26 protein-coding genes are annotated in these 25,066 nt (G+C 73.1%); 16 read left to right on the forward strand and 10 right to left on the reverse strand.

Annotated elements, in window-relative coordinates:
* Nucleotides 1-180: 180 nt before the first annotated feature.
* On the reverse strand, nucleotides 181-735 hold the full coding sequence (gene def / locus ABZ873_RS13545; protein ID WP_360869893.1) for a peptide deformylase: 555 nt from the start codon (nucleotides 733-735) through the stop codon (nucleotides 181-183).
* A gap of 90 nt (nucleotides 736-825) precedes the next feature.
* Between def and ABZ873_RS13550 the strand changes: the two genes are divergently transcribed.
* From ABZ873_RS13550 to ABZ873_RS13575, 6 genes are all read left to right on the forward strand, one after another.
* Complete coding sequence (locus tag ABZ873_RS13550) at nucleotides 826-2,064, forward strand: MurT ligase domain-containing protein (RefSeq protein ID WP_360869896.1); 1,239 nt, start codon at nucleotides 826-828, stop codon at nucleotides 2,062-2,064.
* A gap of 28 nt (nucleotides 2,065-2,092) precedes the next feature.
* Nucleotides 2,093-2,821, forward strand: coding sequence for a glutamine amidotransferase (locus ABZ873_RS13555; RefSeq protein ID WP_360869899.1), 729 nt, complete (start codon nucleotides 2,093-2,095; stop codon nucleotides 2,819-2,821).
* Between the two features lie 215 nt (nucleotides 2,822-3,036).
* Nucleotides 3,037-4,062, forward strand: coding sequence for a 6-phosphofructokinase (locus ABZ873_RS13560; RefSeq protein WP_360869901.1), 1,026 nt, complete (start codon nucleotides 3,037-3,039; stop codon nucleotides 4,060-4,062).
* A 90-nt stretch (nucleotides 4,063-4,152) separates the two neighbouring features.
* Nucleotides 4,153-5,109: a cytochrome c oxidase assembly protein gene (locus tag ABZ873_RS13565; RefSeq protein WP_360869904.1), complete on the forward strand. Its 957-nt coding sequence runs from the start codon at nucleotides 4,153-4,155 to the stop codon at nucleotides 5,107-5,109.
* A gap of 32 nt (nucleotides 5,110-5,141) precedes the next feature.
* Nucleotides 5,142-5,300, forward strand: a complete 159-nt coding sequence (locus tag ABZ873_RS13570) for a hypothetical protein (RefSeq protein ID WP_360869907.1) — start codon at nucleotides 5,142-5,144, stop codon at nucleotides 5,298-5,300.
* Between the two features lie 88 nt (nucleotides 5,301-5,388).
* Nucleotides 5,389-6,099 carry a lysophospholipid acyltransferase family protein gene (locus tag ABZ873_RS13575; RefSeq protein ID WP_360869910.1) on the forward strand — a complete coding sequence of 237 codons (711 nt, stop codon included), beginning with the start codon at nucleotides 5,389-5,391 and terminating at the stop codon, nucleotides 6,097-6,099.
* Between the two features lie 116 nt (nucleotides 6,100-6,215).
* Here the strand turns inward: ABZ873_RS13575 and ABZ873_RS13580 are convergent, their stop codons facing one another.
* The 8 genes from ABZ873_RS13580 to ABZ873_RS13615 form a co-directional block, all read right to left on the reverse strand.
* Complete coding sequence (locus ABZ873_RS13580) at nucleotides 6,216-7,913, reverse strand: alpha/beta hydrolase (RefSeq protein ID WP_360869913.1); 1,698 nt, start codon at nucleotides 7,911-7,913, stop codon at nucleotides 6,216-6,218.
* 180 nt (nucleotides 7,914-8,093) lie between these two features.
* Complete coding sequence (locus tag ABZ873_RS13585; RefSeq protein WP_360870161.1) at nucleotides 8,094-8,900, reverse strand: urease accessory protein UreD; 807 nt, start codon at nucleotides 8,898-8,900, stop codon at nucleotides 8,094-8,096.
* 71 nt (nucleotides 8,901-8,971) lie between these two features.
* Nucleotides 8,972-9,667: an urease accessory protein UreG gene (gene ureG / locus ABZ873_RS13590; RefSeq protein WP_360869916.1), complete on the reverse strand. Its 696-nt coding sequence runs from the start codon at nucleotides 9,665-9,667 to the stop codon at nucleotides 8,972-8,974.
* 27 nt (nucleotides 9,668-9,694) lie between these two features.
* Entirely contained in the window at nucleotides 9,695-10,369 is a 675-nt protein-coding gene (locus ABZ873_RS13595) for an urease accessory UreF family protein (protein WP_360869919.1), read from the reverse strand.
* Between the two features lie 13 nt (nucleotides 10,370-10,382).
* Entirely contained in the window at nucleotides 10,383-12,104 is a 1,722-nt protein-coding gene (locus tag ABZ873_RS13600) for an urease subunit alpha (RefSeq protein ID WP_360869922.1), read from the reverse strand.
* The gene (locus ABZ873_RS13605; RefSeq protein ID WP_360869926.1) at nucleotides 12,097-12,408 is read right to left on the reverse strand and encodes an urease subunit beta; all 312 of its coding nucleotides are present in this window, start codon (nucleotides 12,406-12,408) and stop codon (nucleotides 12,097-12,099) included. The genes ABZ873_RS13600 and ABZ873_RS13605 overlap by 8 nt, the downstream gene beginning before the upstream one ends.
* A gap of 16 nt (nucleotides 12,409-12,424) precedes the next feature.
* On the reverse strand, nucleotides 12,425-12,727 hold the full coding sequence (locus ABZ873_RS13610; RefSeq protein ID WP_360869929.1) for an urease subunit gamma: 303 nt from the start codon (nucleotides 12,725-12,727) through the stop codon (nucleotides 12,425-12,427).
* A gap of 365 nt (nucleotides 12,728-13,092) precedes the next feature.
* Nucleotides 13,093-13,563 carry an ATP-binding protein gene (locus tag ABZ873_RS13615; protein WP_360869932.1) on the reverse strand — a complete coding sequence of 157 codons (471 nt, stop codon included), beginning with the start codon at nucleotides 13,561-13,563 and terminating at the stop codon, nucleotides 13,093-13,095.
* Nucleotides 13,564-13,758: 195 nt separating this feature from the next.
* Between ABZ873_RS13615 and ABZ873_RS13620 the strand changes: the two genes are divergently transcribed.
* Nucleotides 13,759-14,643 (forward strand): helix-turn-helix transcriptional regulator, encoded by an 885-nt coding sequence (locus tag ABZ873_RS13620; protein WP_360869935.1) that lies wholly within the window; start codon nucleotides 13,759-13,761, stop codon nucleotides 14,641-14,643.
* A 14-nt stretch (nucleotides 14,644-14,657) separates the two neighbouring features.
* Entirely contained in the window at nucleotides 14,658-14,882 is a 225-nt protein-coding gene (locus ABZ873_RS13625) for a DUF397 domain-containing protein (RefSeq protein ID WP_360869938.1), read from the forward strand.
* 37 nt (nucleotides 14,883-14,919) lie between these two features.
* Here the strand turns inward: ABZ873_RS13625 and ABZ873_RS13630 are convergent, their stop codons facing one another.
* On the reverse strand, nucleotides 14,920-16,092 hold the full coding sequence (locus ABZ873_RS13630; protein WP_360869941.1) for an 8-amino-7-oxononanoate synthase: 1,173 nt from the start codon (nucleotides 16,090-16,092) through the stop codon (nucleotides 14,920-14,922).
* Nucleotides 16,093-16,261: 169 nt separating this feature from the next.
* Between ABZ873_RS13630 and bioB the strand changes: the two genes are divergently transcribed.
* The 8 genes from bioB (at nucleotide 16,262) to mug (ending at nucleotide 25,065) form a co-directional block, all read left to right on the forward strand.
* The gene (gene bioB, locus ABZ873_RS13635) at nucleotides 16,262-17,524 is read left to right on the forward strand and encodes a biotin synthase BioB (protein ID WP_360869944.1); all 1,263 of its coding nucleotides are present in this window, start codon (nucleotides 16,262-16,264) and stop codon (nucleotides 17,522-17,524) included.
* Nucleotides 17,517-18,839 carry an adenosylmethionine--8-amino-7-oxononanoate transaminase gene (locus ABZ873_RS13640; RefSeq protein WP_360869947.1) on the forward strand — a complete coding sequence of 441 codons (1,323 nt, stop codon included), beginning with the start codon at nucleotides 17,517-17,519 and terminating at the stop codon, nucleotides 18,837-18,839. Before bioB ends, ABZ873_RS13640 begins: the two co-directional genes overlap by 8 nt.
* 9 nt (nucleotides 18,840-18,848) lie before the next feature.
* A complete protein-coding gene (gene bioD, locus ABZ873_RS13645) occupies nucleotides 18,849-19,589 on the forward strand; it encodes a dethiobiotin synthase (RefSeq protein ID WP_360869950.1) in 741 nt (246 codons plus the stop codon).
* Between the two features lie 190 nt (nucleotides 19,590-19,779).
* A complete protein-coding gene (locus ABZ873_RS13650; RefSeq protein WP_360869953.1) occupies nucleotides 19,780-21,123 on the forward strand; it encodes a hemolysin family protein in 1,344 nt (447 codons plus the stop codon).
* Nucleotides 21,120-22,145, forward strand: a complete 1,026-nt coding sequence (locus ABZ873_RS13655) for a hemolysin family protein (protein ID WP_360869956.1) — start codon at nucleotides 21,120-21,122, stop codon at nucleotides 22,143-22,145. The genes ABZ873_RS13650 and ABZ873_RS13655 overlap by 4 nt, the downstream gene beginning before the upstream one ends.
* Nucleotides 22,146-22,244: 99 nt before the next feature.
* On the forward strand, nucleotides 22,245-23,027 hold the full coding sequence (locus ABZ873_RS13660; protein ID WP_360869959.1) for an SGNH/GDSL hydrolase family protein: 783 nt from the start codon (nucleotides 22,245-22,247) through the stop codon (nucleotides 23,025-23,027).
* A 71-nt stretch (nucleotides 23,028-23,098) separates the two neighbouring features.
* Nucleotides 23,099-24,532, forward strand: a complete 1,434-nt coding sequence (gene purB, locus ABZ873_RS13665; protein ID WP_360869961.1) for an adenylosuccinate lyase — start codon at nucleotides 23,099-23,101, stop codon at nucleotides 24,530-24,532.
* A complete protein-coding gene (gene mug / locus ABZ873_RS13670; protein ID WP_360870164.1) occupies nucleotides 24,529-25,065 on the forward strand; it encodes a G/U mismatch-specific DNA glycosylase in 537 nt (178 codons plus the stop codon). Before purB ends, mug begins: the two co-directional genes overlap by 4 nt.
* Nucleotide 25,066: the final 1 nt, after the last annotated feature.

Here is a 25,066-nt window from a genome sequence, read left to right on the forward strand (position 1 = left end):
GGTCTGGGGCGGAGCCCCAGGATCCCGGCTCCGCCGGGCACCGGGCTCTGCCCGGACCCGCGCCTCAAACGCCGGCGGGGCTGGATTGGCCCCCGGCGAGGCTGGATGTGGCCCCCACCGAGGAAAAGAGGGCACCGCGGCGCAGCCGGGGGCCGGGCGCGCCCGAAGGGGTGGTACCCGTTAGGGGAGTTGGGGCGTGGCGCCCCAAGGGGTCTTCGCGATCGCGCGGCGGAGGCGGCGGGCTCGGCGGCCCGTCACGCGGTCCGCGTAGACCGTCCCGTCGAGGTGGTCGCACTCGTGCTGCAGGCAGCGCGCGAAGAACCCCGCCCCCTCCACCCGCACAGGCACCCCCGCCGACGTCACACCCTCCACCACCGCCCGGTCGAACCGCACCGTCCCCGCCTCCAGCCCCGGCAGGGACAGGCACCCCTCGGGCCCGAGGAACTCCTCCCCGTCCGCCGCCACCAGCCGCGGGTTGACGACATGCCCGACGTGCCGGACCTCCTCGTCGTCCGGGCAGTCGTACACGAACACCCGCCGCGCCACGCCGATCTGGTTCGCGGCCAGCCCGACGCCCTCCGCCGCGTACATCGTCGCGAACATGTCCTCGATGAGCCGGTCCAGCTCCGGGCCGAACGCGGTGACTTCCTCGCAGGGCGAGTGGAGCACCGGATCACCCAGCAGGCTCATGGTGCGGACGATGCCGGTGGTACCGGGGATGGTGCGCTGTCGCATGGCCGTAAGCCTACGACGGGGCGCCGCGGTCAAGGCTCCGGCAGGTACTGGATAGGCTGGGGGCGACCGACGCTAGGAGGACAAGGGACGATGGCAGGCAACACGGAGCCGCTTTCGCCGCGGGCCAAGCTGGCCGTGACGGCGGGCAAGGCCGCGGCGGCGGTGTCGCGGGCCGCGGGACGCGGAAGCGGATCGGTGATCGGTGGGAAGGTCGCACTCAAACTCGACCCCGATCTTCTCGGCGCGCTGGCGCAACACCTCGACGTCGTCCTCGTCTCCGCGACGAACGGCAAAACCACGACGACCCGGCTGATCGCGGAGGCCCTGCGGGCCAGCGGTCCGGTCGTCTCCAACGCCCTCGGCGCCAATATGCCGGCGGGCATCACCTCCGCGCTGGCCGGCGGCTCGGACGCCAAGTACGGCGTCATCGAGGTCGACGAGAAGTACCTGGCCGGGGTGGCCCGGGACGTCACCCCCAAGGTGATCGCCCTGCTCAACCTCTCCCGCGACCAGCTGGACCGCGCCGCCGAGACCCGCATGCTCGCGGAGAAGTGGCGCGAGGGCCTCCAGGGCTCCAAGGCGGTCATCGTCGCCAACTGCGACGACCCGCTGATCGTGTGGTCCGCCTCCTCCTCGCAGAACGTCGTGTGGGTCGCGGCCGGCCAGGAGTGGAAGGACGACGCCTGGTCCTGCCCCTCCTGCGGCGGTGTCATGCAGCGCCCCGGCGACGACTGGTTCTGCGGCGAGTGCGGCTTCCGCCGCCCCACCCCGACCTGGGTGCTCTCCGGCGACCACGTGCTGGACCCGCACGGCTCGGCCTGGCCGATCCACCTCCAGCTGCCCGGCCGCGCCAACAAGGCCAACGCCGCCACCTCGGCCGCCGTGGCCGCCGTCTTCGGCGTCCCGCCGCAGGTGGCCCTGGAGCGGATGTACCAGGTGCAGGCCGTCGCCGGCCGCTACGACGTGGTCCGCTTCCAGAACCGCGAACTGCGGCTGCTGCTCGCGAAGAACCCGGCCGGCTGGCTGGAGACCTTCTCGCTGATCGACCCGCCGCCGACCCCGGTGATCCTCTCGGTGAACGCGCGCGGCGCCGACGGCACCGACACCTCCTGGCTGTGGGACGTGGACTACCCGCGCCTGTCGGGCCACCCGATCTTCGTGATCGGCGACCGCAAGCTGGACCTCGCGGTCCGCCTGGAGGTCGCGGGCCTGGACTTCCGGGTGTGCGAGAGCCTCGACGAGGCCGTGCAGCTGGCGCCGCCCGGACAGATCGAGCTGATCGCCAACTACACCGCCTTCCAGGACGTGCGCCGCCGCGTCGGCAACTAGTACTCATACCTCCAGAGGACACACGAGCATGAGCGACAACAGCCTGCGTCTGGTGTGGGTCTACCCCGACCTGCTCAGCACGTACGGAGACCAGGGCAACGCCCTCGTCGTGGAGCGCCGGGCCCGCCAGCGCGGCCTGGACGTCCAGCGCGTGGACGTGCGCAGCGACCAGCCCATCCCCACCTCGGGCGACATCTACCTGATCGGCGGCGGCGAGGACCGGCCGCAGCGCCTCGCCGCGGAGCGCCTGCTGCGCGACGGCGGTCTGGAGCGGGCCGTCTCGAACGGGGCGATCGTCTTCTCCGTCTGCGCCGGCTACCAGATCCTGGGCCAGGAGTTCGTCAACGACATGGGCCAGCGCCAGGAGGGCCTCGGCCTGCTGGACGTGGTCACCGTGCGCGGTGAGGGCGAGCGCTGCGTGGGCGACGTCCTCGGCGACATCGACCCCCGGCTGAACCTGCCGCAGCTGACGGGCTTCGAGAACCACCAGGGCGTGACCCACCTCGGGCCGACGGCGCGGCCGTTCGCCCGGGTGAGCATGGGCCGCGGCAACGGCACCGGCGACGGCACCGAAGGCGCGTACAACGACACGGTGTTCGGCACGTACATGCACGGCCCCGTGATGGCCCGCAACCCGCACATCGCGGACCTGCTGCTCAAGCTGGCCCTCGACGTGAACGCGCTGCCGGCCATAGACGACCGGTGGTACGAGGCGCTGCGCGCGGAGCGCATCGCGGCCGCCACGCAGCCCGCGTAACGGCCCCGCGGACCGCTCATCGGGGCGGCCCCTCCATCATGTGTTCGGCCCGGTTTTCCCTAGGGGGAACCGGGCCGACGTCGTTTCCTACGAAGGTCGCGGGGAGGGGGTGGAGGATGGTTCGGGCCACCCCGGTTCCGCTTGTAGGGTGGCATCAGATCCCACCGGACGACGTGGTCCGGTCGCCCGCCCACGTTGCAAAGGTCTCTTCTGCCATGCGCATTGGTGTGCTCACTTCCGGTGGCGACTGCCCCGGCCTCAATGCCGTCATCCGCTCCGTCGTGCACCGTGCCGTCGTCGACCACGGCGACGAGGTGATCGGTTTCCTGGACGGCTGGAAGGGCCTGCTGGAGGCGGACTACCGCAAGCTCGACCTCGACGCCGTCGGCGGCATCCTGGCCCGCGGCGGCACCATCCTCGGCTCCTCCCGGGTCCAGCCCGCGCACCTGCGCGACGGCGTGGAGCGGGCCCGCGGGCACGTGGCGGACCTCGGGCTCGACGCGATCATCCCGATCGGCGGCGAGGGCACCCTCAAGGCGGCGAACCTGCTCGCGCAGGGGGGTCTGCCGATCGTCGGCGTCCCGAAGACCATCGACAACGACATCGCCTCCACCGATGTGACCTTCGGCTTCGACACGGCCGTGGGCGTGGCCACGGAGGCGCTGGACCGGCTCAAGACCACCGCCGAGTCCCACCAGCGCGTGATGGTCGTCGAGGTCATGGGCCGGCACACGGGCTGGATCGCCCTGCACTCGGGCATGGCGGCGGGCGCGCACGCCATCGTCGTCCCGGAGCGCCCCTTCGACATAGACGAGCTGACGGCGATCGTCGGCGAGCGCTTCTCGGCGGGCAAGCGGTTCGCGATCGTCGTGGTCGCGGAGGGCGCCAAGCCGAAGCCCGGCTCGATGGCCTTCGAGGAGCGCGGCACGGACATCTACGGCCACGAGCGCTTCGCCGGCATCGGCAACCTGCTGGCCGTCGAGCTGGAGAACCGCCTCGGCAAGGAGGCCCGCCCGGTCATCCTCGGCCACGTCCAGCGCGGCGGCACCCCCACCGCCTACGACCGCGTCCTCGCCACCCGCTTCGGCTGGCACGCGGTGGAGGCCGCCCACCGCGGCGAGTTCGGCATGCTGACCGCGCTGCGCGGCACGGACATCGTGATGGTGCCGCTGGCCGAGGCGACCTCCTCCCTCAAGACCGTCCCGGCCGAGCGCTACGACGAGGCCCAGACCGTTCTGTGACGTCCCTTTTGTGACAGGCCGCCCCCGCGCGCGGAAGCGTTCGGGGGCGGCACTACTGTGGTGGGGCGCCACAGTCGAGGGAGTGAACAGATGGACCACAGCGGGCACGGCATGGACATGAACATGGACCTGCCACCGTTCACTCTCGGGCGCGGTCTGGAGTTCTCCTTCGACGCGTTCTTCCTGTTCGGCTCGCTGCTCGCGCTCGCCCTGTACGGGTGGGGCGTGCTGCGGCTGCGGCGGCGCGGGGACGCCTGGCCCGCGGGCCGGACGATCGCCTTCACCCTCGGCGTGCTGACCGTGGTCCTGGTGATGTGCACCAAGCTGAACGACTACGGCATGGTGATGTTCAGCGTCCACATGGTCCAGCACATGGTGATCAGCATGATCACGCCGATCCTGGTGCTGCTGGGCGCCCCGGTCACCCTGGCGCTGCGCGCGCTGCCGCCCGCCGGCCGGGGCCGCAAGGGGCCGCGCGAGCTGCTGCTGGCCCTGCTGCACAGCCGGTACATGCGGGTGGTCACGCACCCCGCCTTCACGATCCCGATGTTCATCGCAAGCCTCTACGCGCTGTACTTCACCCCGCTCTTCGACTTCCTGATGGAGAGCCGCACCGGGCACATCGCGATGATGGTGCACTTCCTGGCCGTCGGCCTGATCTTCTTCTGGCCGATCATGGGCATCGACCCGGGTCCGCACCGCCCCGGCTATGTGATGCGGATGCTGGAGCTCTTCGCGGGCATGCCCTTCCACGCCTTCTTCGGTATCGCCCTGATGATGGCGAGCGAGCCGATGATCAAGACGTACGCGAACCCGCCCGCCTCCCTCGGCATCGATCCGCTGCTCGACCAGCAGTGGGGCGGCGGCATCGCCTGGGCGTTCAGCGAGATCCCCTCGGTGCTCGTCCTGATCGCCCTGATCTACCAGTGGTACCACTCCGAGCAGCGGGCCGCGAAGCGCTCCGACCGGGCCGCCGACCGCAACGGCGACCGGGAGCTGGAGGCGTACAACGCCTATCTCGCCTCACTGCAAGCGCGTGGCCAGTAGCGGATCCCCGCCTTCGCGCGCCACCATGGGGCATGACCGGATCCGTGAAGACGATGGCCGTCATGACCTTCGCCGCGCTGGTGGCAGTCGCCGGGTACTCCGTGGTCCTGGGCAGCAACGGCTGGCTGTGGTTCGGCTGGGTGATGCTGGGCCTGCTGACCGCGGGGATGGCCGCCTCGCGCGGTGCCTGAGCGGAATTGCTTCCCACCGGCCCCTCCGGCCCGCGGCTCACCGTCCGTAAACTGGCGGTGACGACGGGATGACGACAGGAGCGGCCCGGTGTTCTACCTCTTGCTCAAGCACGTGTTCCTGGGACCTCTGCTGCGGCTGCTCTTCCGGCCGCGGATCGAGGGCCTGGAGAACGTCCCGGCGGAGGGTGCCGCGATCGTCGCGGGCAACCACCTGTCCTTCTCCGACCATTTCCTGATGCCCGCCATCCTGGCCCGGCGCATCACCTTCCTCGCGAAGGCCGAGTACTTCACCGGCCCCGGGGTGAAGGGCCGGCTCACCGCCTTCTTCTTCCGCAGCGCAGGGCAGATCCCCGTGGACCGCTCCGGCAAGGACGCGGGCCAGGCGGCGCTGCGGGAGGGGCTGGGCGTACTGGCCAAGGGCGAGCTGCTGGGCATCTATCCGGAGGGCACCCGCTCGCACGACGGCCGGCTCTACAAGGGCAAGGTGGGCGTGGCCGCGATGGCCCTCGGCGCGGGGGTCCCCGTGGTGCCCTGCGCGATGGTGGGCACCTTCGAGATCCAGCCGCCGGGGAAGAAGATCCCGAAGATCCGCCGGGTCACCATCCGCTTCGGCGCCCCGATGGACTTCTCCCGGTACGCCGGGATGGAGAACGAGCGGGCCGTGCTGCGGGCCGTCACCGACGAGATCATGTACGCGATCCTCGGGCTGTCGGGCCAGGAGTACGTCGACCGGTACGCGGCCGAGGTCAAGGCCGAGGAGGAGGCCGGGCGCAAGCGGACCCGGCGCGGCCCGCGCTGAGCCCCCCGCCCCGCCCGCGCCCCGGACACGGGGCCGCCCGCCCCCGCGCGGGTACGCGGGGGCGGGCGGGTTCCCCGGACGAGCCGGGGCGCGGTACGGACGGGCTCGCGGTCCGGCTAGCGGACGGCGGGCAGCTCCTCGCGGGAGGGCAGCTCGGCGGCCGGGGCCCCGGCGGCGGCCGAGGAACGGGCGGCGGCCGGGGCGGGGGCGACGGGGGTGGCGTGCGGGGCGCACGTCACGTTCTTGGTGTCGACCTTGCCGGTGAGCAGGTAGGTGTCGACCCGCGTGTTGATGCAGGGGTTCACCAGGCCGGTCACGCCGTGCGAGCCGGCGTTCTGCTCGGTGATCAGGCGCGAGCCGGCGAGCCGGCGGTGCAGCTCGACGGCGCCCTTGTAGGGGGTGGCCGCGTCGCGCTCCGACTGCACGATCAGCACCGGCGGCAGGCCGTGCCTGGCGCCGACCTGGATGGGGGTGCTCTGCTTGGCCTTCCAGGTCGCGCAGGGCAGGTTCATCCACGCGTTGGACCAGGTCAGGAAGGGGTACTTGCGGTGCAGCGCGGTGTTGTCGCGGTCCCACTTGGCCCAGCTGGTGGGCCACTTCGCGTCGGCGCACTCCACGGCCGTGTAGACGGCGTTGCCGTTCTCGGCGGAGGCGTTCCCGGCGGTGTCCGACATGTCCGGGGCGATGGCGTCGACGAGGGCCTGCTCGTCACCCGCCTCGTAGGCGGCCCAGGTCTTGGCGACGGGCACCCAGGAGGAGTCGTAGTACGGGGCGCCCTGGAAGAAGCCGATGAGCTCGGCCGGTCCGACGACCCCGCCGAGCGGGCTGGCCTTGGCCTTGGCGCGCAGCTTCTGGTAGCGGGCCTCGACCTGGGCGCGCGTGGTGCCCAGGTGGAAGGAGGCGTCGTTCTTGGCGACCCAGTCCTGCCAGTCGTTCCAGCGGGTCTGGAAGGCGACGTCCTGGCCGAGGTTGGCCTCGTACCAGATGTTGTCCTGGGAGGGGTCGACCACGCTGTCGACGATCATGCGGCGTACGTGGGTCGGGAAGAGGGTCGCGTAGACCCCGCCCAGGTAGGTGCCGTAGGAGACGCCGAGGAAGTTCAGCTTCTGCTCGCCGAGGGCCGCCCGGATGATGTCCATGTCCCGCGCGCTGTTCGGCGTGGTCATGTGCGGCAGCATCTCGCCGCTGCGCTCCTTGCAGCCGTCCGCGTACTCGGCGGCGAGCTTGCGCTGGGCGCGCTTGTCGGCCTCGGAGTCCGGGACCGGGTCGGCCTTGGGGGCCTTGACGAACTCCTGCGGGTCGATGCAGGAGATGGGCGCGGAGTGGCCGACACCGCGCGGGTCGAAGCCGACGAAGTCGTACGCCTTCGCGGCGTTGACCCACAGCGGGCTCTTGGTGGTGACCCGGCGCGGGAAGCGCATGCCGGAGCCGCCGGGGCCGCCCGGGTTGTAGACGAGGGCGCCCTGGCGCTCCTGCGGGGTGCCGGTGCTGCCGATGCGGTCCACGGCGATGTCGATGGTCTTGCCGTACGGCTTCGCGTAGTCGAGCGGGACCTTCACCCAGCCGCACTGGATGGGCTTCTCCAGGCCCCAGTCGGCGGGGCAGTCCTTCCACTCGATCCCGGTGCGGGCGGCCCGGGCGGCGGCGATCCGCACGCCCAGCTCCACCGGGAGCCGGACGTCCGGGCCGTACGAGGCGGACGCCTCCGCCGGCGCGGCCGGCGCGGCCGTGGCCTGCGGTGCCAGCAGCAGGCCCGCTGCCAGTGCGCCGGTGATCAGTGTGGCGGCGCTCCCCAGCGTCGCGTTGCGTATCACGTGGTGGTTCCCCCTGCGTCAGGTTCCGCCGTGGGCGGCCTGGTTGGCCGCCCAGGTCGTCGGCGTGCAGGGGGATCCTTTCCTCTGGCCCGCCACCGGCGACAGGGTGGGGTGGAGTTCTTTGCCAACCCGATAACCGGATGAGCGGGTACCGCTGAGCGGTGACCGATTCGCCCCCGTTCAGGGGCAGTAGAGGCGCCGGGCCTCCTCCAGCAGCTCGCGCAGCCGCAGCGCGTCCGGCGCCAGGACGGTGACGAGTACGGCGGGCCCCGCGAGCGGTGTCGCGGCGGCGAACTCCCCGAGCACGGCGGCCCGCGGCGGCCGCGCCGCGAAGGCGGGGTCGACCACGAGGAGCTGCCCGAGCGCCCGGTGGCCGGCCAGGCCCGCCGGGCCGTCCCAGCCGCCGGGGGCGCCGGGCCCGCAGGACAGTTCCTGGTCGAGCAGCGGCCGGCCCTCCCGGGTGACGGCGAGGCGGCTGCGCAGCAGGCCCGGCTCCTCCCCCGCCCGCCCGAGCACCTGCTCCTCGCGCAGCACCAGCCGGGCCGTGGGGGCCAGCCGGATCCGGGTGCGCACGCGCAGGTCGCTGCCGCGTACGGAGACCAGCGGCTCGGGCAGCCAGCGCACCGACGCCCCGTCCTCCACGGCCAGTTCCACGTCGTAGCGGGCGGGTGCGCCGCCCCGGCCGGGCAGGGCCAGGGTGGCCGCCGCCGAGGCGAGGGAGAGGCGCGCCCCGGGCCCGGCGGTGGCCTCGACGGTGAGGTGGTCCCCGCCCAGCGGGGCGCTCATGGCGCCGACGAGGACCACCGCGGCCTCGTCCGCCGCGCCCCGGGTCCGGCGCAGGGCGAGCGGGCCCTCCCCCGCGAGGACGGGCAGGGCGGTTCCGCCGCGGCCGTCGGCGGTGGCGTGGATCCGGGCGGTGGCCCGCAGCCCGGTCGCGGGGACGGCGCCGGGCGGGACCGGCGCGGCGGCGGGCACGACGGGCGGCACTACCGGCAGGGCGGCGGGCGGCGCGGAGGCGGCGGGTGCGGCCTCGGGCGCGGGGGCCGGCGGTGCGGTGGTCACGTCGCGGTCCAGGCGGTGATCCGCTCGCGCACCCAGGCGGCGACCGGCCCCACCCCCTCGGGCCCGCGCAGCGACTGGAAGGCGACGGGCAGTGCGCCGCGCTGCTCCGCCGCGTCCCGGGCCATCCGGTCCAGGTCGGAGCCGACGTAGGGGGCGAGGTCGGTCTTGTTGACCACGAGCAGGTCGGCGGTGGTGACCCCGGGCCCGCCCTTGCGCGGGATGTCGTCCCCGCCGGCCACGTCGATGACGAAGATCTGCGCGTCGGCGAGTCCCCGGGAGAAGGTGGCGGTGAGGTTGTCGCCGCCGGACTCGACGAGGATCAGGTCGAGCGGGGCGACCTCCCGGAAGGAGTCCTCCAGTTCCTCCACCGCCTCCAGGTTGGCGGAGATGTCGTCGCGGATGGCGGTGTGCGGGCAGGCGCCGGTCTCGACGGCGGTGATCCGCTCCGGGGGCAGCACGGCCTCGCGCAGCAGGAACTCGGCGTCCTCGCGGGTGTAGATGTCGTTGGTGACCACCGCCATCGACAGCTCGGTGCGCAGGGCGCGGCACAGGGCGGCGACGGTGGCGGTCTTGCCGGAGCCTACGGGTCCGCCGAGTCCGATGCGCAGGGCGCGCCGGGTGCCGTCGGCGCGGAGCGGGGCGGCGCTGTGGGTGTGCCGGTGCGGCTGGGCCACGGCGTGGTCGAGGTGCATGGGAACTCCAGTGAGGGCGAAGGGGGTTCAGGAGGCGAAGAGTCGTACCGGCCAGCCGGCGTGGGCCTCGGCCGCGATCTCCAGCAGGGGCGAGGAGGCCGCGGGCAGGGCGCCGGTGCCCTCCCGCAGGGCCCGGTGCGCGGCCTCGGCGGCGCGGGCGGCCACGGCGTCGGCCTCGGGGGCGAGCCGGGCGAGGACCCCGCTGGCCTCGAAGGGGTCGAGGCCCAGCAGCCGCACGGTGGCGGTGGCCGGGCCGCCGATGCTCTCGTACGCCGCCACGTGCGCGGCGTCGAGCGGCCCGAGCCCGGCCACCCGCGCGGTGACGCCGAGCACCACGGGCTGGTGCGCCCCGCGCGGGAAGGCGGCGGCCAGCGCCTCCAGGGCCGGGTCGGGCCAGGCGGCGCGGGCGGCCCGCAGCAGCTGCCGGCCGAGCCGGCGTGCGGCGGTGCGCAGGGCGGGTGACGGGGTGCGCGCGTCGGCGGCTTCGTCGAGCGCGGCCGGGTCCAGGCCGAGGGCCGCCGCCCCGGCGAGGGCGGCGGCGGTGAGCCCGGCGGTGTGCAGCCGGCCCCGGCAGAAGTCCTCCAGGGTGGCCGCGTCATGGATCCGGCCCGCCTTGCAGGCGGCCTCGGCCCCGCCGGAGTGGGCGTGGCCCCCGGCGGGGAAGCGGCCGTCGGCGAGGACGAGCAGTGCGGCGAGGCTCATGTGGTCCGGCCCCTCAGAACAGGAAGTAGCGCTGGGCCATGGGCAGTTCGGCGGCGGGCGCCGGTTCGATCGCCTCGCCGTCGATGGTGACGGTGAAGGTGTCGGCGTCGACCTCGACCCGGGGCATGGCGTCGTTGTTGCGCATGTCGGCCTTGCTCACCTTGCGGGTGCTCTCGATGGCCGTGAAGGTCTTGGCCAGTCCGAGCCGTTCGGGGAGTCCGTCGTCGAGGGCGGCCTGCGCCGTGAAGTTCAGCGAGTTCAGGGCGGGTGCGCGCCCGTGGCTGCCGAACATGGGGCGGGGCAGGACGGGCTGCGGGGTGGGGATGGAGGCGTTGGCGTCGCCCATCTGGGCGTAGGCGATCTGGCCGCCCTTGATGACCAGTTCGGGCTTGACCCCGAAGAAGGCCGGGTTCCAGAGCACCAGGTCCGCGAGCTTGCCGGTCTCGACGGAGCCGACCTCGCGCGCGAGCCCCTGGGCGACGGCCGGGTTGATCGTGTACTTGGCGACGTAGCGGCGGGCCCGGTGGTTGTCGGCGGGGCCGTCGCCGGGGAGGAAGCCGCGCCGCTTCTTCATCACGTGGGCGGTCTGCCAGGTGCGCAGCACGACCTCGCCGACGCGGCCCATGGCCTGGGAGTCGGAGGAGATGATGGAGATGGCGCCGAGGTCGTGCAGCACGTCCTCGGCGGCGATGGTCGAGGGCCGGATGCGGGATTCCGCGAAGGCCAGGTCCTCGGGGACGGCCGGGTTGAGGTGGTGGCAGACCATCAGCATGTCGAGGTGTTCCTCGACGGTGTTGAGGGTGTGCGGCCGGGTGGGGTTGGTGGAGCTGGGCAGGATGTTCGGCTCGGAGACCACGGTGATGATGTCGGGAGCGTGCCCGCCGCCCGCGCCCTCGGTGTGGTACGAGTGGATGGTCCGCCCGGCGATGGCCGCGAGGGTGTCCCCGACGAAGCCGGCCTCGTTGAGGGTGTCGGTGTGGATGGCGACCTGGGCGCCGGTCTCCTCGCAGACGCCGAGACAGGCGTCGATGACGGCGGGGGTGGAGCCCCAGTCCTCGTGGAGCTTGAACCCGAGCGCGCCGCCGCGCAGCTGGGAGTACATGGCCTCGCGGGACATGGTGTTGCCCTTGCCGAGGAGCCCGATGTTGACGGGGTGGGCCTCCAGGGCCGCGAACATCCGGGCCAGGTGCCAGGGCCCGGGGGTGACGGTGGTGGCCTTGGTGCCCTCGGCCGGGCCGGTGCCGCCGCCGACCAGGGTGGTGATCCCGGAGGCGAGGGCCTCGTCCACGACGGTCGGGGAGATGAAGTGCACGTGGGCGTCGATGGCCCCGGCGGTGAGGATCTTGCCGTTGCCCGCGACGATCTCGGTCTCGGGGCCGATGACCAGGGCTCGGTCGACCCCGTCCATGGTGTCGGGGTTGCCGGCCTTGCCGATGCCGCAGATCCGGCCGTCGCGAATGCCGACGTCGGCCTTGACGATGCCCCAGTGGTCGAGGACGACGACTCCGGTGATCACGGTGTCGGGGGCGCCCTCGGCCCGGGTGGTCCGGGCCTGTCCCATCGATTCGCGGATCACCTTGCCGCCGCCGAAGACGGCCTCGTCCCCGGCCCGGCCGGGGCCGCCGCTGCGGTCCTCCTCGATCTCCACGAAGAGGTCGGTGTCGGCGAGGCGGATCCGGTCTCCGGCGGTCGGCCCGAGGAGGTCGGCGTACACCTGGCGGGAGAGCTCAGCCATCGAGCGGCCCCCCGGTCTCCCCGCGCAGTCCCGGTACGGTGCGCAGGCCCGCGAGCGGTACGAGTTCCACCGCGACGGGGATCCCGGGCTCGAAGCGGACGGCCGTGCCGGCGGCGATGTTGAGCCGTAGCCCGCGGGCGGCGGAGCGGTCGAAGTCCAGGCCGGGGTTGGCCTCGGCGAAGTGGTAGTGGGAGCCGACCTGCACGGGACGGTCGGCGGCGTTGAGCACGGTGAGGCGGGTGACGGGGCGTCCCTCGTTGAGGAGCACCGGGCCGTCCCCGTAGGCGATCTCGCCGGGGATCATGCGCGGGTACTCCTTCTCAGACGATGGGGTCGTGGACGGTGACGAGCTTGGTGCCGTCGGGGAAGGTCGCCTCGACCTGGACGTCGTGGATCATCTCGGGGATGCCCGTCATGACCTCGGCGCGGCCGAGGACGGTGCGGCCGGAGGCCATCAGCTCGGCCACGGTGCGGCCGTCGCGGGCGCCTTCGAGGATGTGGGACGTGATGAGCGCGATCGCCTCCGGGTGGTTGAGGAGGACGCCGCGCGCCCTCCGCTTCTCCGCCACGTCGGCGGCCACGTGGAGGAGCAGTCTCTCCTGCTCGTGCGGTGTCAGTTGCACATCAATCACCAAGTTTCCGGGACAAGATCGTCTTCGCGCCGAGGTGACCCTAACGGCCTTCAACACTCTGTTGACCTGTGCATATCCGAGCCAAGCTTCTCTTGCCCAACGCGGGGAAAGGCTTTCCGTTCCGACCACCGCGGCTTTACCGCCCCATGGGTGATCATTGGTGGTCGGATCCGACCGCCACGTTAAGGGCGGCTCTTTTCGGCGGAGTTAACCCAGGTTTCGGGCAGGGACGAGCTTCGGCCGGGCGGCGCGCCCGGAGCGGTTCCGTATACGGTCCGGAGTCTTAGGGCCCGGGGCCATCCGGTCCGGGGTCGGCCGGTCCGGGGTCAGCCGGTCCGGGGTCATCCGGTCCGGGGTCAGCAGCCGCCGGTGGTCGCCGCCGCGCCCGCGGTCCAGGGCAGCGCGATCCACACCGTCTTGCCGCCCTCCTCCGTCGGGACGACCGACAGCCGGCCGCCCGCCTCCGCCGCGAGCCAGCGGATGATCACCATCCCGCGCCCGTTGTCCTGCTGCACCGCCGCCGGGAGCCGCCGGGGCCAGCGGGGGTGGCTGTCAGTGACGCCGACGCGCAGCCATTCGTCCCGTTCCAGCCGGACCTCGACGGTGAAGGTGGGCGACAGGCCGAAGGTGTGCTGCACGGCGTTGGTGGCCAGCTCCGAGACGATCAGGCGGACGCTGTCGGCGGTGTCGACGGTGTCGGCGCCGGCTCCCGTTCCCTCGGGCGGCAGTCCCCATCCGGTCAGCACGTCCGCGACGAAGCGCCGGGCGGCGGCGACCGAGGCGGGCTCGCTCGGCAGAGTGACGGATGCTTCCTGGTGGTCTGCCATGGCGACGCCCTTTCCCACCGGGGCGGCGAGTCCCCGGATCTGTGCTGGACGCCAGAGTGCCACTCCTGGTTCCACTGCATCAGGTGTTTCCCCAAGATATGCATATATCTGTCGCCCAATGCGGTGAACCCTGCTACGGAGGAACGTATTCGGGCGGCAGACTGGTGCGACCTGTGCCGGTGGAAGGAGGCGGGTGTGCAGCACGGTCCCGCGGTGCGCCGGCGCAAGCTGGGCGAGGAACTGCGTGCCCTGCGTGACCGGTCCGGGCTCACCAGCGGTGAGGCGGCCCGGATCGTGGGATGGCACCAGTCGAAGATCAGCCGTATCGAGACGGGCCGCAGTGGCGTGAAACCGGAGGACATCCGGCTGCTCCTGGACGCCTACGGCGACCTGGTCGGCCCGCAGCAACGCGCCCTGCTGGAAGCCCTGTCGGTCTCCGCCGCCGGCCCCACCTCCGGCGGCCACGGCAGCGGGCGGCGCCAGTGGTGGCACGACTACCGGGGGCTGCTGCCGCAGGAGTACCGCGACTTCATCAGCCTGGAGGCCGGGGCCCGTTCGGCCCGTACCGTTGAACTGTCCGTGGTTCCGGGGCTGTTGCAGACCCCGCAGTACGCACGGGCCGTGACCCGGGCCGCGCTGGGCGGGCTCCCGGAGCCGAAGGTGGACGCGCTGGTCGACGTACGGCTGGCGCGGCAGGCGGTGCTGCGGGCCGATCCCCCGCTGGAGCTGAGCGCCGTACTGGACGAGGCGGTGCTGCGGCGGCAGATCGGCGGGCCCGGGGTGATGGCGGAGCAGCTGCGGCATCTGGCAGAGATCACGGAACTGCCCCAAGTCCGGCTCCAGGTACTGCCGTTCAGCGTGGGCGGGCATCTCGGCCTCACCGGACCGTTTGTCATTTTCTCATTTACGAACATTGCCGATCTGGATGTGGTGGTACTCGACCATTTGACGAGTAGCCTCTATCTGGAGCGGAAGGAAGACCTTGAGGCGTACGGCGCCGCGTTCCGCACCATCCAGGCGCACGCCCTCACGCCCCAGGATTCCCGCGAGCTCATCGGCACCCTCGCTGAGGACGCGTAGAAGGAGGCACCCCCGTGTCCGCAACCCCCTTAACGACCAGCGGACTTCTGATCAGAGCGGCCCGGTGGCGGCGGAGCAGTCGCAGCACCGGGATGAACAACTGCGTGGAGGCGGCCGTCCTCGGTGACGGTCTGCTGGCCGTCCGCGACTCCAAGCGGACGGAGGGCCCGGCCGTGCTCTTCACCGGGCCAGCCTGGAACGGCTTCCTCGCCTCCGTCCGGTCGGACGGGCGCGGATAACCCGCACCGCGCACAGCGCACCACGCACCGCGCGGGTCTAACGGTCCGTGGCCCCGGCGGGGGCGGTCGCGAGGATCACCGCCACCGCCCGGTCGATCTCCTCCCCCGTGAGATCGGCACGAGCGGTCAGCCGCAGCCGGGAGATGCCGTCCGGCACCGACGGCGGACGGAAGCACCCCACGGACAGCCCCGCCTCACGGCAGTCGGCGGCCCAGCGCAGTGCCGCCGAGGCCGAAGGGGCCCGTACCGACACCACGGCCGCGTCCGGCCGGGCCGCGGTCAGGCCGGACGCGGTGAGCGCCCCGTACAGCCGGCCGGCCACCTCGCGGGCCCGGCCGGCCCGCTCCGGCTCCCGGCGCAGCAGCCGCAGGCTCGCCAGCGCCGCGCCCGCGGCGGCCGGGGCCAGCCCGGTGTCGAAGATGAAGGTGCGGGCCGCGTTCACCAGATGGCGGATCACCTTGGCCGGGCCGAGCACGGCCCCGCCCTGGCTGCCCAGGGACTTCGACAGGGTCAGGGTGGCCACCACGTACGGGGCACCCGCGAGCCCGGCCTCGTGCAGCGCGCCCCGGCCGCCCTCGCCCAGGACGCCCAGCCCGTGCGCGTCGTCGACCAGCAGGGCGGCGCCCGCCTCCCGGCAGACGGCGGCGTACCCGGCGAGCGGGGCGGCGTCCCCGTCCACGGAGAACACCGAATCGGTGACCAGCAGCGCCCGGCCCTCGTGCGCGGCCAGCGCCTTGCGCGCGGCCTCCGGGTCGGCGTGCGGGATCACGGCGGTCGCGGCGCGGGCGAGCCGGCAGCCGTCCACGATCGAGGCGTGGTTCCCGGCGTCGGAGACGACCAGCGCGTCCCGGTCGCCCAGCGCGGTGACGGCGGCGAGGTTGGCCGCGTAGCCGGAGGAGAAGACGAGCGCGGCCTCGAAGCCGCAGAAGGCGGCGAGTTCCCGCTCCAGCTCGGCGTGCAGCTCGGTGGTGCCCGTGACCAGGCGGGAGCCGGTGGCCCCCGCGCCCCAGCGCTCGGCGGCCTCGCGCGCGCCCCGTACGGTCTCCGGATGGCGGGTCAGGCCGAGGTAGTCGTTGCCGGCGAGGTCCAGCAGCGGGGAGACCGCCGGCCGGGGGCGCAGCGTACGCACCAGCCCGGCCTCCCGCCGGACGCTCTCCGCGTCGTCGATCCAGGCGAAGACGTCCACGGGGGCGGGGTGGTGCTGGGGCATCGGCGTGTCCTCGTGCTTTGTCGGCGTGTTTTGTCGGCAGTCCACAGACCTGCCCGACCCTAGCCGCCGCGACCGCCACGCCAGGTGTGGTGATACACACACACCCATCCGGCCATGTTGTCCGATCTCTCCTTGGCCGGGAGCGGTCGAGTGGTCCAGGATCAGGGGCATGGACCTGCTGAACACCCTCGTGGACAAGGGGCTGCGGCGCGAGCTGCCGACCCGCGAAGAAGCTCTCGCCGTACTGGCGACTTCTGACGACGAACTGCTCGACGTGGTGGCCGCGGCCGGCAAGGTGCGCCGCCAGTGGTTCGGGCGCCGGGTCAAGCTGAACTACCTGGTCAACCTCAAGTCGGGGCTGTGCCCGGAGGACTGCTCCTACTGCTCCCAGCGCCTGGGGTCGAAGGCCGAGATCCTCAAGTACACGTGGCTGAAGCCCGAGGAGGCGTCCCGGGCGGCCGCCGCGGGGGTCGCGGGCGGCGCGAAGCGGGTCTGCCTCGTGGCGAGCGGGCGCGGTCCGACGGACCGCGACGTGGAGCGCGTCGGCCGGACCATCGAGGCCATCAAGGAGGGGAACGAGGGCATCGAGGTGTGCGCGTGCCTCGGCCTGCTCTCGGACGGCCAGGCGGAGAAGCTGCGCGACGCGGGCGCCGACGCCTACAACCACAACCTCAACACCTCCGAGGCCACGTACGGGCAGATCACCAAGACGCACACCTACGCGGACCGCGTCGACACCGTGCAGAAGGCCCACGCGGCCGGTATGTCCGCCTGCTCCGGTCTGATCGCGGGCATGGGCGAGAGCGACGAGGACCTGGTCGACGTCGTCTACTCGCTGCGCGAGCTGGACTCGGACTCGGTGCCGGTCAACTTCCTGATCCCGTTCGAGGGCACCCCGCTCGCCAAGGAGTGGAACCTCACCCCGCAGCGCTGTCTGCGCATCCTCGCGATGGTCCGCTTCGTCTGCCCCGACGTCGAGGTCCGCCTCGCCGGCGGCCGCGAGGTGCACCTGCGCTCGATGCAGCCGCTGGCCCTGCACATCGTGAACTCGATCTTCCTCGGGGACTACCTCACCAGCGAGGGCCAGGCCGGGCAGGTCGACCTGGACATGATCGCGGACGCCGGTTTCGAGGTGGAGGGCGCCGGTACGACGACCCTCCCCGCGCACCGCGCCGACGCCGCGGCGGCGGCCGCCGCGGCCACGGGCGGCTGCGGCTCCGGCGGCGGTGCCTCGCTCTGCGGTCCGGGCGCGGGCGCCGGGGCCGAGGCCGGCGAGGCCGCGGGCTGCGGTTCGGCCTGCGGCGGCTGCTCCGGGCACGCGCCCGCGGCGGCGTCGGCGGCGCCGGTGCAGGCGGAGCCCGGCGCGGTCCGCTCGGACCTGGTGGCCGTACGCCGCCGCGGCGCGGGGACGGACATCGCGCCCAATGCCTGATCAGCCCGGCCCGCTGCCGGATCCGGCGGAACTGCTCGCACTGGACCGGCAGCACGTCTGGCACCCGTACGGCCCCATGCCCGGGCGGCAGGAGCCGCTGCTCGTCGCCTCCGCCTCGGGGGTGCGGCTGCGGCTCGCCAACCCGGCGCAGGGGTACGGCCACGAGGAGCTGGTCGACGGCATGTCCTCCTGGTGGTCGGCGATCCACGGCTACAACCACCCGGTGCTGAACGAGGCGGCGACGGCCCAGCTGGGCCGGATGTCGCACGTGATGTTCGGCGGGCTCACCCATGAGCCCGCCGTGCGGCTGGCCGCGAAGCTGGTGGAGATCACCCCGGATGGCCTGGAGCACGTCTTCCTCGCAGACTCGGGCTCGGTCTCCGTCGAGGTCGCGGTCAAGATGTGCCTGCAGTACTGGCGTTCGGTGGGCCGGGTCGGCAAGACCCGGCTGATGACCTGGCGCGGCGGCTACCACGGGGACACCTGGCAGCCGATGGCCGTCTGCGACCCGGACGGCGGTATGCACGAGCTGTGGCAGGGCCATCTGCCCCGGCAGGTCTTCGCGGACGCCCCGCCCGGCGGTTTCGACACGCCCGTGGATCCGGCGTACGCGGACCATCTGCGGGCGACGATGGCCGCGCACGCCGACGAGCTGGCGGCCGTGATCGTGGAGCCGGTGGTGCAGGGCGCGGGCGGTATGCGCTTCCACCACCCCGGCCACCTGCGGGTGCTGCGCGAGCTGTGCGACGAGTACGGGGTCCTGCTGATCCTCGACGAGATCGCCACGGGCTTCGGCCGTACGGGCGCCCTCTTCGCGGCGGACCACGCGGGGATCACCCCGGACGTGCTGTGCCTGGGCAAGTCCCTGACGGGCGGCTACCTCACGCTCGCGGCGACCCTGTGCACGACGCGCGTGGCGGAGGGCATCTCGCGGGGCGAGGTCCCGGTCCTCGCGCACGGGCCGACCTTCATGGCGAACCCGCTGGCGACGGCGGTGGCCCTGGCCTCCGTCGAGCTGCTGCTCGGCCAGGACTGGGCGACGGAGGTCAAGCGGATCGAGGCGGGGCTGCGCGAGGGGCTGGCCGGGGCGTCCGCGATCCCCGGGGTACGGGACGTCCGCGTGCTCGGCGCCATCGGCGTGGTCCAGCTGGACCACGAGGTGGACGTGGCGGCCGCCACCCGGGCGGCGGTACGCGAGGGCGTATGGGTGCGCCCGTTCCGGGACCTGGTCTACGTCATGCCGCCGTTCGTGACGGACGACGCGGACGTGGCCCGTATCTGCCGTGCGGTGCGCGCGGCCGCACAGGAAGGCTGAGGGGCCCCGATGGCCGTAGTGATGGTGTCCGGGACGGGCACGGAGATCGGCAAGACCGTGGTCACCTCCGCGCTGGCCGCCGCCGCGGTGGCGGCCGGCCGCTCGGTGGCGGTGCTCAAGCCCGCGCAGACCGGGGTGGGCCCGCGGGAGCCGGGGGACGCCGCCGAGGTGGTACGGCTGGCCGGGCCCTCCGTGACGGCGGCGGAGCTGGCCCGCTATCCGGAGCCGCTGGCCCCGGACACGGCGGCCCGGCGCTCGGGGCTGCCGACGCTGGCCCCGGCGGAGATCGCGGAGGCCGCGCGGCGGCTGTCCGCCGACCATGACCTGGTGCTGGTGGAGGGCGCGGGCGGGCTGCTCGTGCGCTTCGACGAGGCCGGGCACACCCTGGCCGACGCGGCGCGGCTGCTGGACGCCCCGGTGCTGATCGTCGCGACGGCGGGGCTCGGCACGCTCAACGCGACGACCCTGACGGCCGAAGCCCTGCGCGCCCGCGGCCTGTCGGCGCCGGGCGTGGTGGTGGGCAGCTGGCCGGAGGAGCCGGACCTCGCCTCCCGCTGCAACCTCGCGGACCTCACCGCCTCCTCGGGCCTGCCGCTGCTGGGCGCGGTGCCGGAGCGGGCCGGGGCCCTGCCGCCGGAGCGCTTCCGGGCGGCGGCTCCCACCTGGTTGGACGCCTCGCTTTCGGGTACCTGGTCGGCGGAGTCCTTCCTGACCACTTGGCATCCGCCGGCTCCGTTGTCCCTCCTCTAGCATGGGGGCACCGTCCCCCGTGGACCCTGCCCCTTCCGAGCGAAAGGTGTGAGCCTCCGCCGATGGGCGAGCCTCTCCGCACCCCCCGCAGACGACATGAGCGACCGCCGCGGCGCCCCGGGCCTTTCGCCGTAGGACACCGCGCGGCCCCCGTCCTCCTGGCCGATCATGGGACGGAGGTGATCGACGGATGACGGAAGTGCTCCTGCTCGTCGTGGCGTTCCTGCTCTGCGTGGCCTGCGGGGTCTTCGTCGCGGCCGAGTTCTCGCTGACGACCGTGGAGCGCAGCGAGCTGGAAGAGGCCGTGGAGCGGGGCGAGCGCGGGGCGGAGAGCGCCCTGGCCGCCGTACGGACGCTGACCTTCCAGCTGTCCGGGGCGCAGCTCGGCATCACCGTGACGGGCCTGGTCATCGGCATGCTCTCCGAGCCCTCGATCGCGGCCCTGCTCCAGGGGCCGTTCGAGGCGATGGGCCTGTCGGCGGGGGCGGCGTCCTCCACCGCCCTGGTGCTGGGCACGGCCGTGTCGACGGTGGTGCTGATGGTGGTCGGCGAGCTGGTGCCGAAGAACTGGGCGATCTCCTCCCCGCTGGCGATCGCCAAACGGGTGGCGACCCTGCAACGCGTGTTCAGCCGGGCCTTCAAGCCTCTGATCAGCCATCTCAACACCACCGCGAACCATCTGGTGCGCCGCTTCGGCATGGAGCCGACGGAGGAGCTGGCCTCGGCGCGCAGCCCGCAGGAGCTGGTCGCGCTGGCCCGGCACTCCGCGAAGGAGGGGGCGCTGGAGAAGGACACGGCCGAGCTGTTCGTCCGGACCCTGAACCTGGCCGATCTGACCGCGGAGAACGTGATGACCCCGCGGGTGCAGGTCACCGCCCTGGAGGTGCAGGCCACCGCCGAGGACGTGGCGAACGCGACGATGGCCACCGGCCTGTCCCGCTTCCCCGTCTACCGGGGCGGCCTGGACATGGTGGTGGGCACCGTGCACATCAAGGACGTGCTGGCGCTGCCCGCCGAGGAGCGCCGCCGCCGTTCCGTGGCGCAGCTGCTGCGCGAGCCCCTGTTCGTACCGGAGTCGCTGACGGTGGACCGGCTGCTGGACCGGCTGTCGGGGAAGCAGACGATGGCCGTGGTCATCGACGAGTACGGCGGTACGGCCGGGGTGGCCACGCTGGAGGACATTGTCGAGGAGGTCGTGGGCGAGGTCCGCGACGAGCACGACCCGCACGAGACCCCCGATCTGGCCCCGGCCGGCACGGACGCCTCCGGACGGCAGTTGTACTCCGCCGACGGCGCCGCCCGTACCGACCAGCTGCGGCGGGTCGGCCTGCGGGTGCCGGACGGGCCGTACGAGACGCTGGCCGGCCTGATAGCGACCGAGCTGGGCCGGATCCCGGTGGTCGGGGACAGCATGGAGATGGACGGCTGGCGGCTGGACGTGGTGGACGACGTCGGCCGCCGGGCCTCGCGCGTGCTCCTGCACGCCCCCGCCGATCCCGCCGATTCCGCCGAGGCCGGGGAGGACGCCCGATGACCGCGATCCAGCTGCTGATCGGGCTGGCGACCCTGGTGGTGAACGGCTTCTTCGTGGGGGCGGAGTTCGCGCTGATCTCCGTACGGCGCAGTCAGATCGATCCGTACGCCGAGCAGGGCGACCGGCGGGCCCACGCGGTGCTGTGGGGGCTGCGGCACGTGTCGGCGCTGATGGCGGCCGCCCAGCTGGGCATCACCCTGTGCACGCTGGTGCTGGGCGTGGTGGCCGAGCCGGCGATCGCGCACCTGCTGAGCCCGCTGCTGGAACTGGCCGGGGTGCCGTCGGGGCTGACGCACGCGATCTCCTTCGTGGTGGCGCTGACCCTGGCGACGTATCTGCACATGCTGTTCGGGGAGATGCTGCCGAAGAACGTGGCGCTGTCCGAACCGGTGCGCACGGCGCTGCTGCTGGGGCCGCCGCTGGTGGCGCTCACGCGGGCGCTGCGGCCGGTGATCTTCGCGATCAACGCCTTCGCCAATGTGCTGCTGAAACTGCTGCGGGTGGAGACGAAGGACGAGGTGTCGGCGACGTTCTCGGACGACGAGCTGGCGCGGATGGTGAAGGACTCCAGTGACGCGGGGCTGCTGGACGACCGGGCGAGCGAGCGGCTGCACGACGCACTGGAGCTGGGGCGGCGGCCCGTGAAGGACGTGGTGCTGCCGGTGGACCGGGTGATCTCGGCCCGGCAGGGCATCACGCCGGACGGGCTGGAGCGGCTGTCGGCGCGCAGCGGCTACTCCCGTTTCCCGGTGGTGGACTCCGAGCACCGGATCCTCGGGTACCTGCACGTGAAGGACGCGCTGGACGCGGACGGGGAGGCGCGGGAGAAGCCGTTCCCGGTGTCGGAGCTGCGGGCGATCGCGCAGGTGCGGGCGGAGACCCCGCTGGACGACGTGCTGACGGCGATGCGGCGCAGCCGGACGCATCTGGCGGCGGTGCTGGGGGCGGAGGGGGCGATGACGGGGCTGGTGACGATGGAGGACGTGCTGCGGGAGCTGTTCGGGCGGCCGGCGTCGGCGTAGGGGGCGGGGCGGGCGCTGGGCACGGCGGGCGCTGGGCGGGGCGGGCGCTGGGCGGGCGCTGGGCGGGGCGGGCGTACCACGCGGTAACCTTGCTCCGCCATGGAGATGAATGCGTCTTACACCAGTTTCGTCGCGGTCGGCGACTCCTTCACCGAGGGGATGTCCGACCTGCTGCCCGACGGCTCCTACCGGGGCTGGGCGGACCTGCTGGCCGCCCGCCTCGCGGCCCGGCAGCCCGGCTTCGGCTACGCGAACCTCGCCGTCCGCGGCAAGCTGATCGCACAGATCGCCCAGGAGCAGGTCCCGGTGGCCGCCGCGATGCGCGCGGACGTGGTCACCCTGGTGGGCGGCCTGAACGACACCCTGCGCCCCAAGGTGGACATGGGCCGGGTGCGCGAGCACCTGGAGTCGTCGGTGGAGCTCCTGGCACCCTCCTGCAAGCAGCTCGTCCTGATGCGCTCCCCCGGCCGCAACGGGCCGGTGATGGAGCGCTTCCGGCCGCGCATGGAGCAGCTCTTCGCCACCATCGACGAGCTCGCCGCCCGGCACGGCGCCCTGGTCGTGGACCTCTACGGGGCCCCCGCGCTCGCGGACCCGCGGATGTGGGACGTAGACCGCCTGCACCTGACGGCCGAGGGCCACCGCCGGGTGGCGGAGGCGGTGTGGCAGACACTGGGGCTGCCCGCCGAAGAGGACTGGCGCACCGCGCTGCCGGACGCGGCGCCCGCGGGCTGGGCGGTCCGCCGGGCCCAGGACCTGAGCTTCGCCCGGCAGCACCTGCTGCCCTGGATCGGCCGCCGCCTGACGGGCCGCTCCTCGGGCGACGGCCGCCCGGCCAAGCGCCCGGAGCTGTCGCCGTACGGGGACGCCCCCCTCTCGTAGCAACCCACAATCGGGAGCGGGGGCCCGACCTGCGTAAACGCACAGCCCGCGCCCAAGTAGAATTCCTCCACGTGACTGCCAAGCCCCGCATCCCCAATGTCCTGGCCGGCCGCTACGCCTCCGCGGAGCTCGCCGTCCTGTGGTCCCCCGAGTACAAGGTGACGCTGGAGCGGCGGCTGTGGCTCGCCGTGCTGCGCGCCCAGAAGGACCTCGGCATCGAGGTCCCCGACGAAGCCCTGGCCGACTACGAGCGCGTCCTGGAGACCGTCGACCTCGCCTCCATCTCCGAGCGCGAGAAGGTCACCCGGCACGACGTGAAGGCCCGCATCGAGGAGTTCAACGCCCTCGCCGGCCACGAGCACGTCCACAAGGGCATGACCTCCCGCGACCTGACCGAGAACGTCGAGCAGCTCCAGATCCGGCTCTCGCTGGAGCTGGCCCGCGACCGCACGGTCGCCGTCCTGGCCCGCCTCGGCAAGCTGGCCGGCGAGCACGCCGAGCTGGTCATGGCCGGCCGCTCCCACAACGTGGCCGCGCAGGCCACCACCCTGGGCAAGCGCTTCGCCACCGCGGCCGACGAACTGCTCGTGGCCTACGACCGCCTGGAGAACCTGCTCGGCCGCTACCCGCTGCGCGGCATCAAGGGCCCCGTCGGCACCGCCCAGGACATGCTCGACCTGCTCGGCGGGGACGCCGCCAAGCTGGCCGACCTGGAGCAGCGCATCGCCACCCACCTCGGCTTCGCCCAGGCGTTCACCTCGGTGGGCCAGGTCTACCCGCGCTCCCTCGACTACGACGTGGTGACCGCGCTGGTGCAGCTGGCCGCCGCCCCGTCCTCGATCGCCAAGACGATCCGCCTGATGGCCGGCCACGAGCTGGTCACCGAGGGCTTCAAGCCCGGCCAGGTCGGCTCCTCGGCGATGCCGCACAAGATGAACACCCGCTCCTGCGAGCGCGTGAACGGCCTGATGGTCATCCTGCGCGGCTACGCCTCGATGACCGGCGAGCTGGCCGGCGACCAGTGGAACGAGGGCGACGTCTCCTGCTCCGTGGTCCGCCGTGTGGCCCTCCCGGACGCGTTCTTCGCCTTCGACGGCCTGATGGAGACCTTCCTGACCGTCCTCGACGAGTTCGGCGCCTTCCCGGCGGTCGTGGCCCGCGAGCTGGACCGCTACCTGCCCTTCCTCGCGACCACCAAGGTCCTGATGGGCGCGGTCCGGGCGGGCGTGGGCCGCGAGTCCGCCCACGAGGTCATCAAGGAGCACGCGGTGGCCTCCGCGCTCGCCATGCGCGAGCAGGGTGCCGAGCGCAACGAGCTGCTGGACAAGCTCGCCGCCGACGAGCGGATGCCGCTGGACCGGGCCGAGCTGGACGCCCTGATGGCCGACAAGCTGTCCTTCACCGGCGCCGCGGGCGACCAGGTCTCGGCGGTCCTCGCCCGCATCGAGACCATCGCCAAGCAGCACCCGGAGGCCGCCGGCTACACCCCGGGGTCGATCCTCTGACCCCCGACGAGCTGAACGCCGCCCGCGACCGCGTCATCCCCGACGTGGTCGCGGGCGGTCTGCGGGTGCTGTTCTGCGGCATCAACCCCGGTCTGCTCTCCGCCGCGACCGGGCACCACTTCGCCCGCCCCGGCAACCGCTTCTGGCCCGTCCTGCACCTCTCGGGCTTCACCCCGCGCCGGCTGGCCCCCGCCGAGCAGGAGGAGCTGCTGACCTACCGCCTCGGCATCACCAACGTCGTCGCCCGGGCCACGGCCCGCGCCGACGAACTGAGCGCCGAGGAATTCCGCGAGGGCGGCCGCATCCTGACCGCCAAGGTCGAAACGCTGCGCCCGCAGTGGCTGGCCGTGGTCGGCGTGACGGCGTACCGGACCGCCTTCGGCGAACCGAAGGCGAAGATCGGCCCGCAGGAGCGCACCATCGGCTCCACCCGCGTCTGGGCCCTGCCCAACCCCAGCGGCCTCAACGCCCACTGGACCGCCGAGACCATGGCCCAGGAGTACGCCCGCCTCCGCCTGGCCGCGGAGGACTGAG

This window comes from Streptomyces sp. NPDC047014 (genome assembly GCF_040644195.1).
Lineage (GTDB): Bacteria > Actinomycetota > Actinomycetes > Streptomycetales > Streptomycetaceae > Streptomyces.

What these genes read in the sequence shown, in the direction of transcription:
- ABZ873_RS13655 (WP_360869956.1), top strand. Translation starts at nt 21,120, where the DNA reads ATGACCGCGATCCAGCTGCTGATCGGGCTGGCGACCCTGGTGGTGAAC.
- bioB (WP_360869944.1), top strand. Translation starts at nt 16,262, where the DNA reads ATGGACCTGCTGAACACCCTCGTGGACAAGGGGCTGCGGCGCGAGCTG.
- ABZ873_RS13615 (WP_360869932.1), bottom strand. Translation starts at nt 13,563, where the DNA reads ATGGCAGACCACCAGGAAGCATCCGTCACTCTGCCGAGCGAGCCCGCC.
- ABZ873_RS13640 (WP_360869947.1), top strand. Translation starts at nt 17,517, where the DNA reads ATGCCTGATCAGCCCGGCCCGCTGCCGGATCCGGCGGAACTGCTCGCA.
- ABZ873_RS13630 (WP_360869941.1), bottom strand. Translation starts at nt 16,092, where the DNA reads ATGCCCCAGCACCACCCCGCCCCCGTGGACGTCTTCGCCTGGATCGAC.
- ABZ873_RS13600 (WP_360869922.1), bottom strand. Translation starts at nt 12,104, where the DNA reads ATGGCTGAGCTCTCCCGCCAGGTGTACGCCGACCTCCTCGGGCCGACC.
- ABZ873_RS13565 (WP_360869904.1), top strand. Translation starts at nt 4,153, where the DNA reads ATGGACCACAGCGGGCACGGCATGGACATGAACATGGACCTGCCACCG.
- def (WP_360869893.1), bottom strand. Translation starts at nt 735, where the DNA reads ATGCGACAGCGCACCATCCCCGGTACCACCGGCATCGTCCGCACCATG.
- bioD (WP_360869950.1), top strand. Translation starts at nt 18,849, where the DNA reads ATGGCCGTAGTGATGGTGTCCGGGACGGGCACGGAGATCGGCAAGACC.
- ABZ873_RS13605 (WP_360869926.1), bottom strand. Translation starts at nt 12,408, where the DNA reads ATGATCCCCGGCGAGATCGCCTACGGGGACGGCCCGGTGCTCCTCAAC.
- ABZ873_RS13550 (WP_360869896.1), top strand. Translation starts at nt 826, where the DNA reads ATGGCAGGCAACACGGAGCCGCTTTCGCCGCGGGCCAAGCTGGCCGTG.
- ABZ873_RS13570 (WP_360869907.1), top strand. Translation starts at nt 5,142, where the DNA reads ATGACCGGATCCGTGAAGACGATGGCCGTCATGACCTTCGCCGCGCTG.
- ABZ873_RS13660 (WP_360869959.1), top strand. Translation starts at nt 22,245, where the DNA reads ATGGAGATGAATGCGTCTTACACCAGTTTCGTCGCGGTCGGCGACTCC.
- ABZ873_RS13595 (WP_360869919.1), bottom strand. Translation starts at nt 10,369, where the DNA reads ATGAGCCTCGCCGCACTGCTCGTCCTCGCCGACGGCCGCTTCCCCGCC.
- ureG (WP_360869916.1), bottom strand. Translation starts at nt 9,667, where the DNA reads ATGCACCTCGACCACGCCGTGGCCCAGCCGCACCGGCACACCCACAGC.
- ABZ873_RS13650 (WP_360869953.1), top strand. Translation starts at nt 19,780, where the DNA reads ATGACGGAAGTGCTCCTGCTCGTCGTGGCGTTCCTGCTCTGCGTGGCC.
- ABZ873_RS13555 (WP_360869899.1), top strand. Translation starts at nt 2,093, where the DNA reads ATGAGCGACAACAGCCTGCGTCTGGTGTGGGTCTACCCCGACCTGCTC.
- ABZ873_RS13560 (WP_360869901.1), top strand. Translation starts at nt 3,037, where the DNA reads ATGCGCATTGGTGTGCTCACTTCCGGTGGCGACTGCCCCGGCCTCAAT.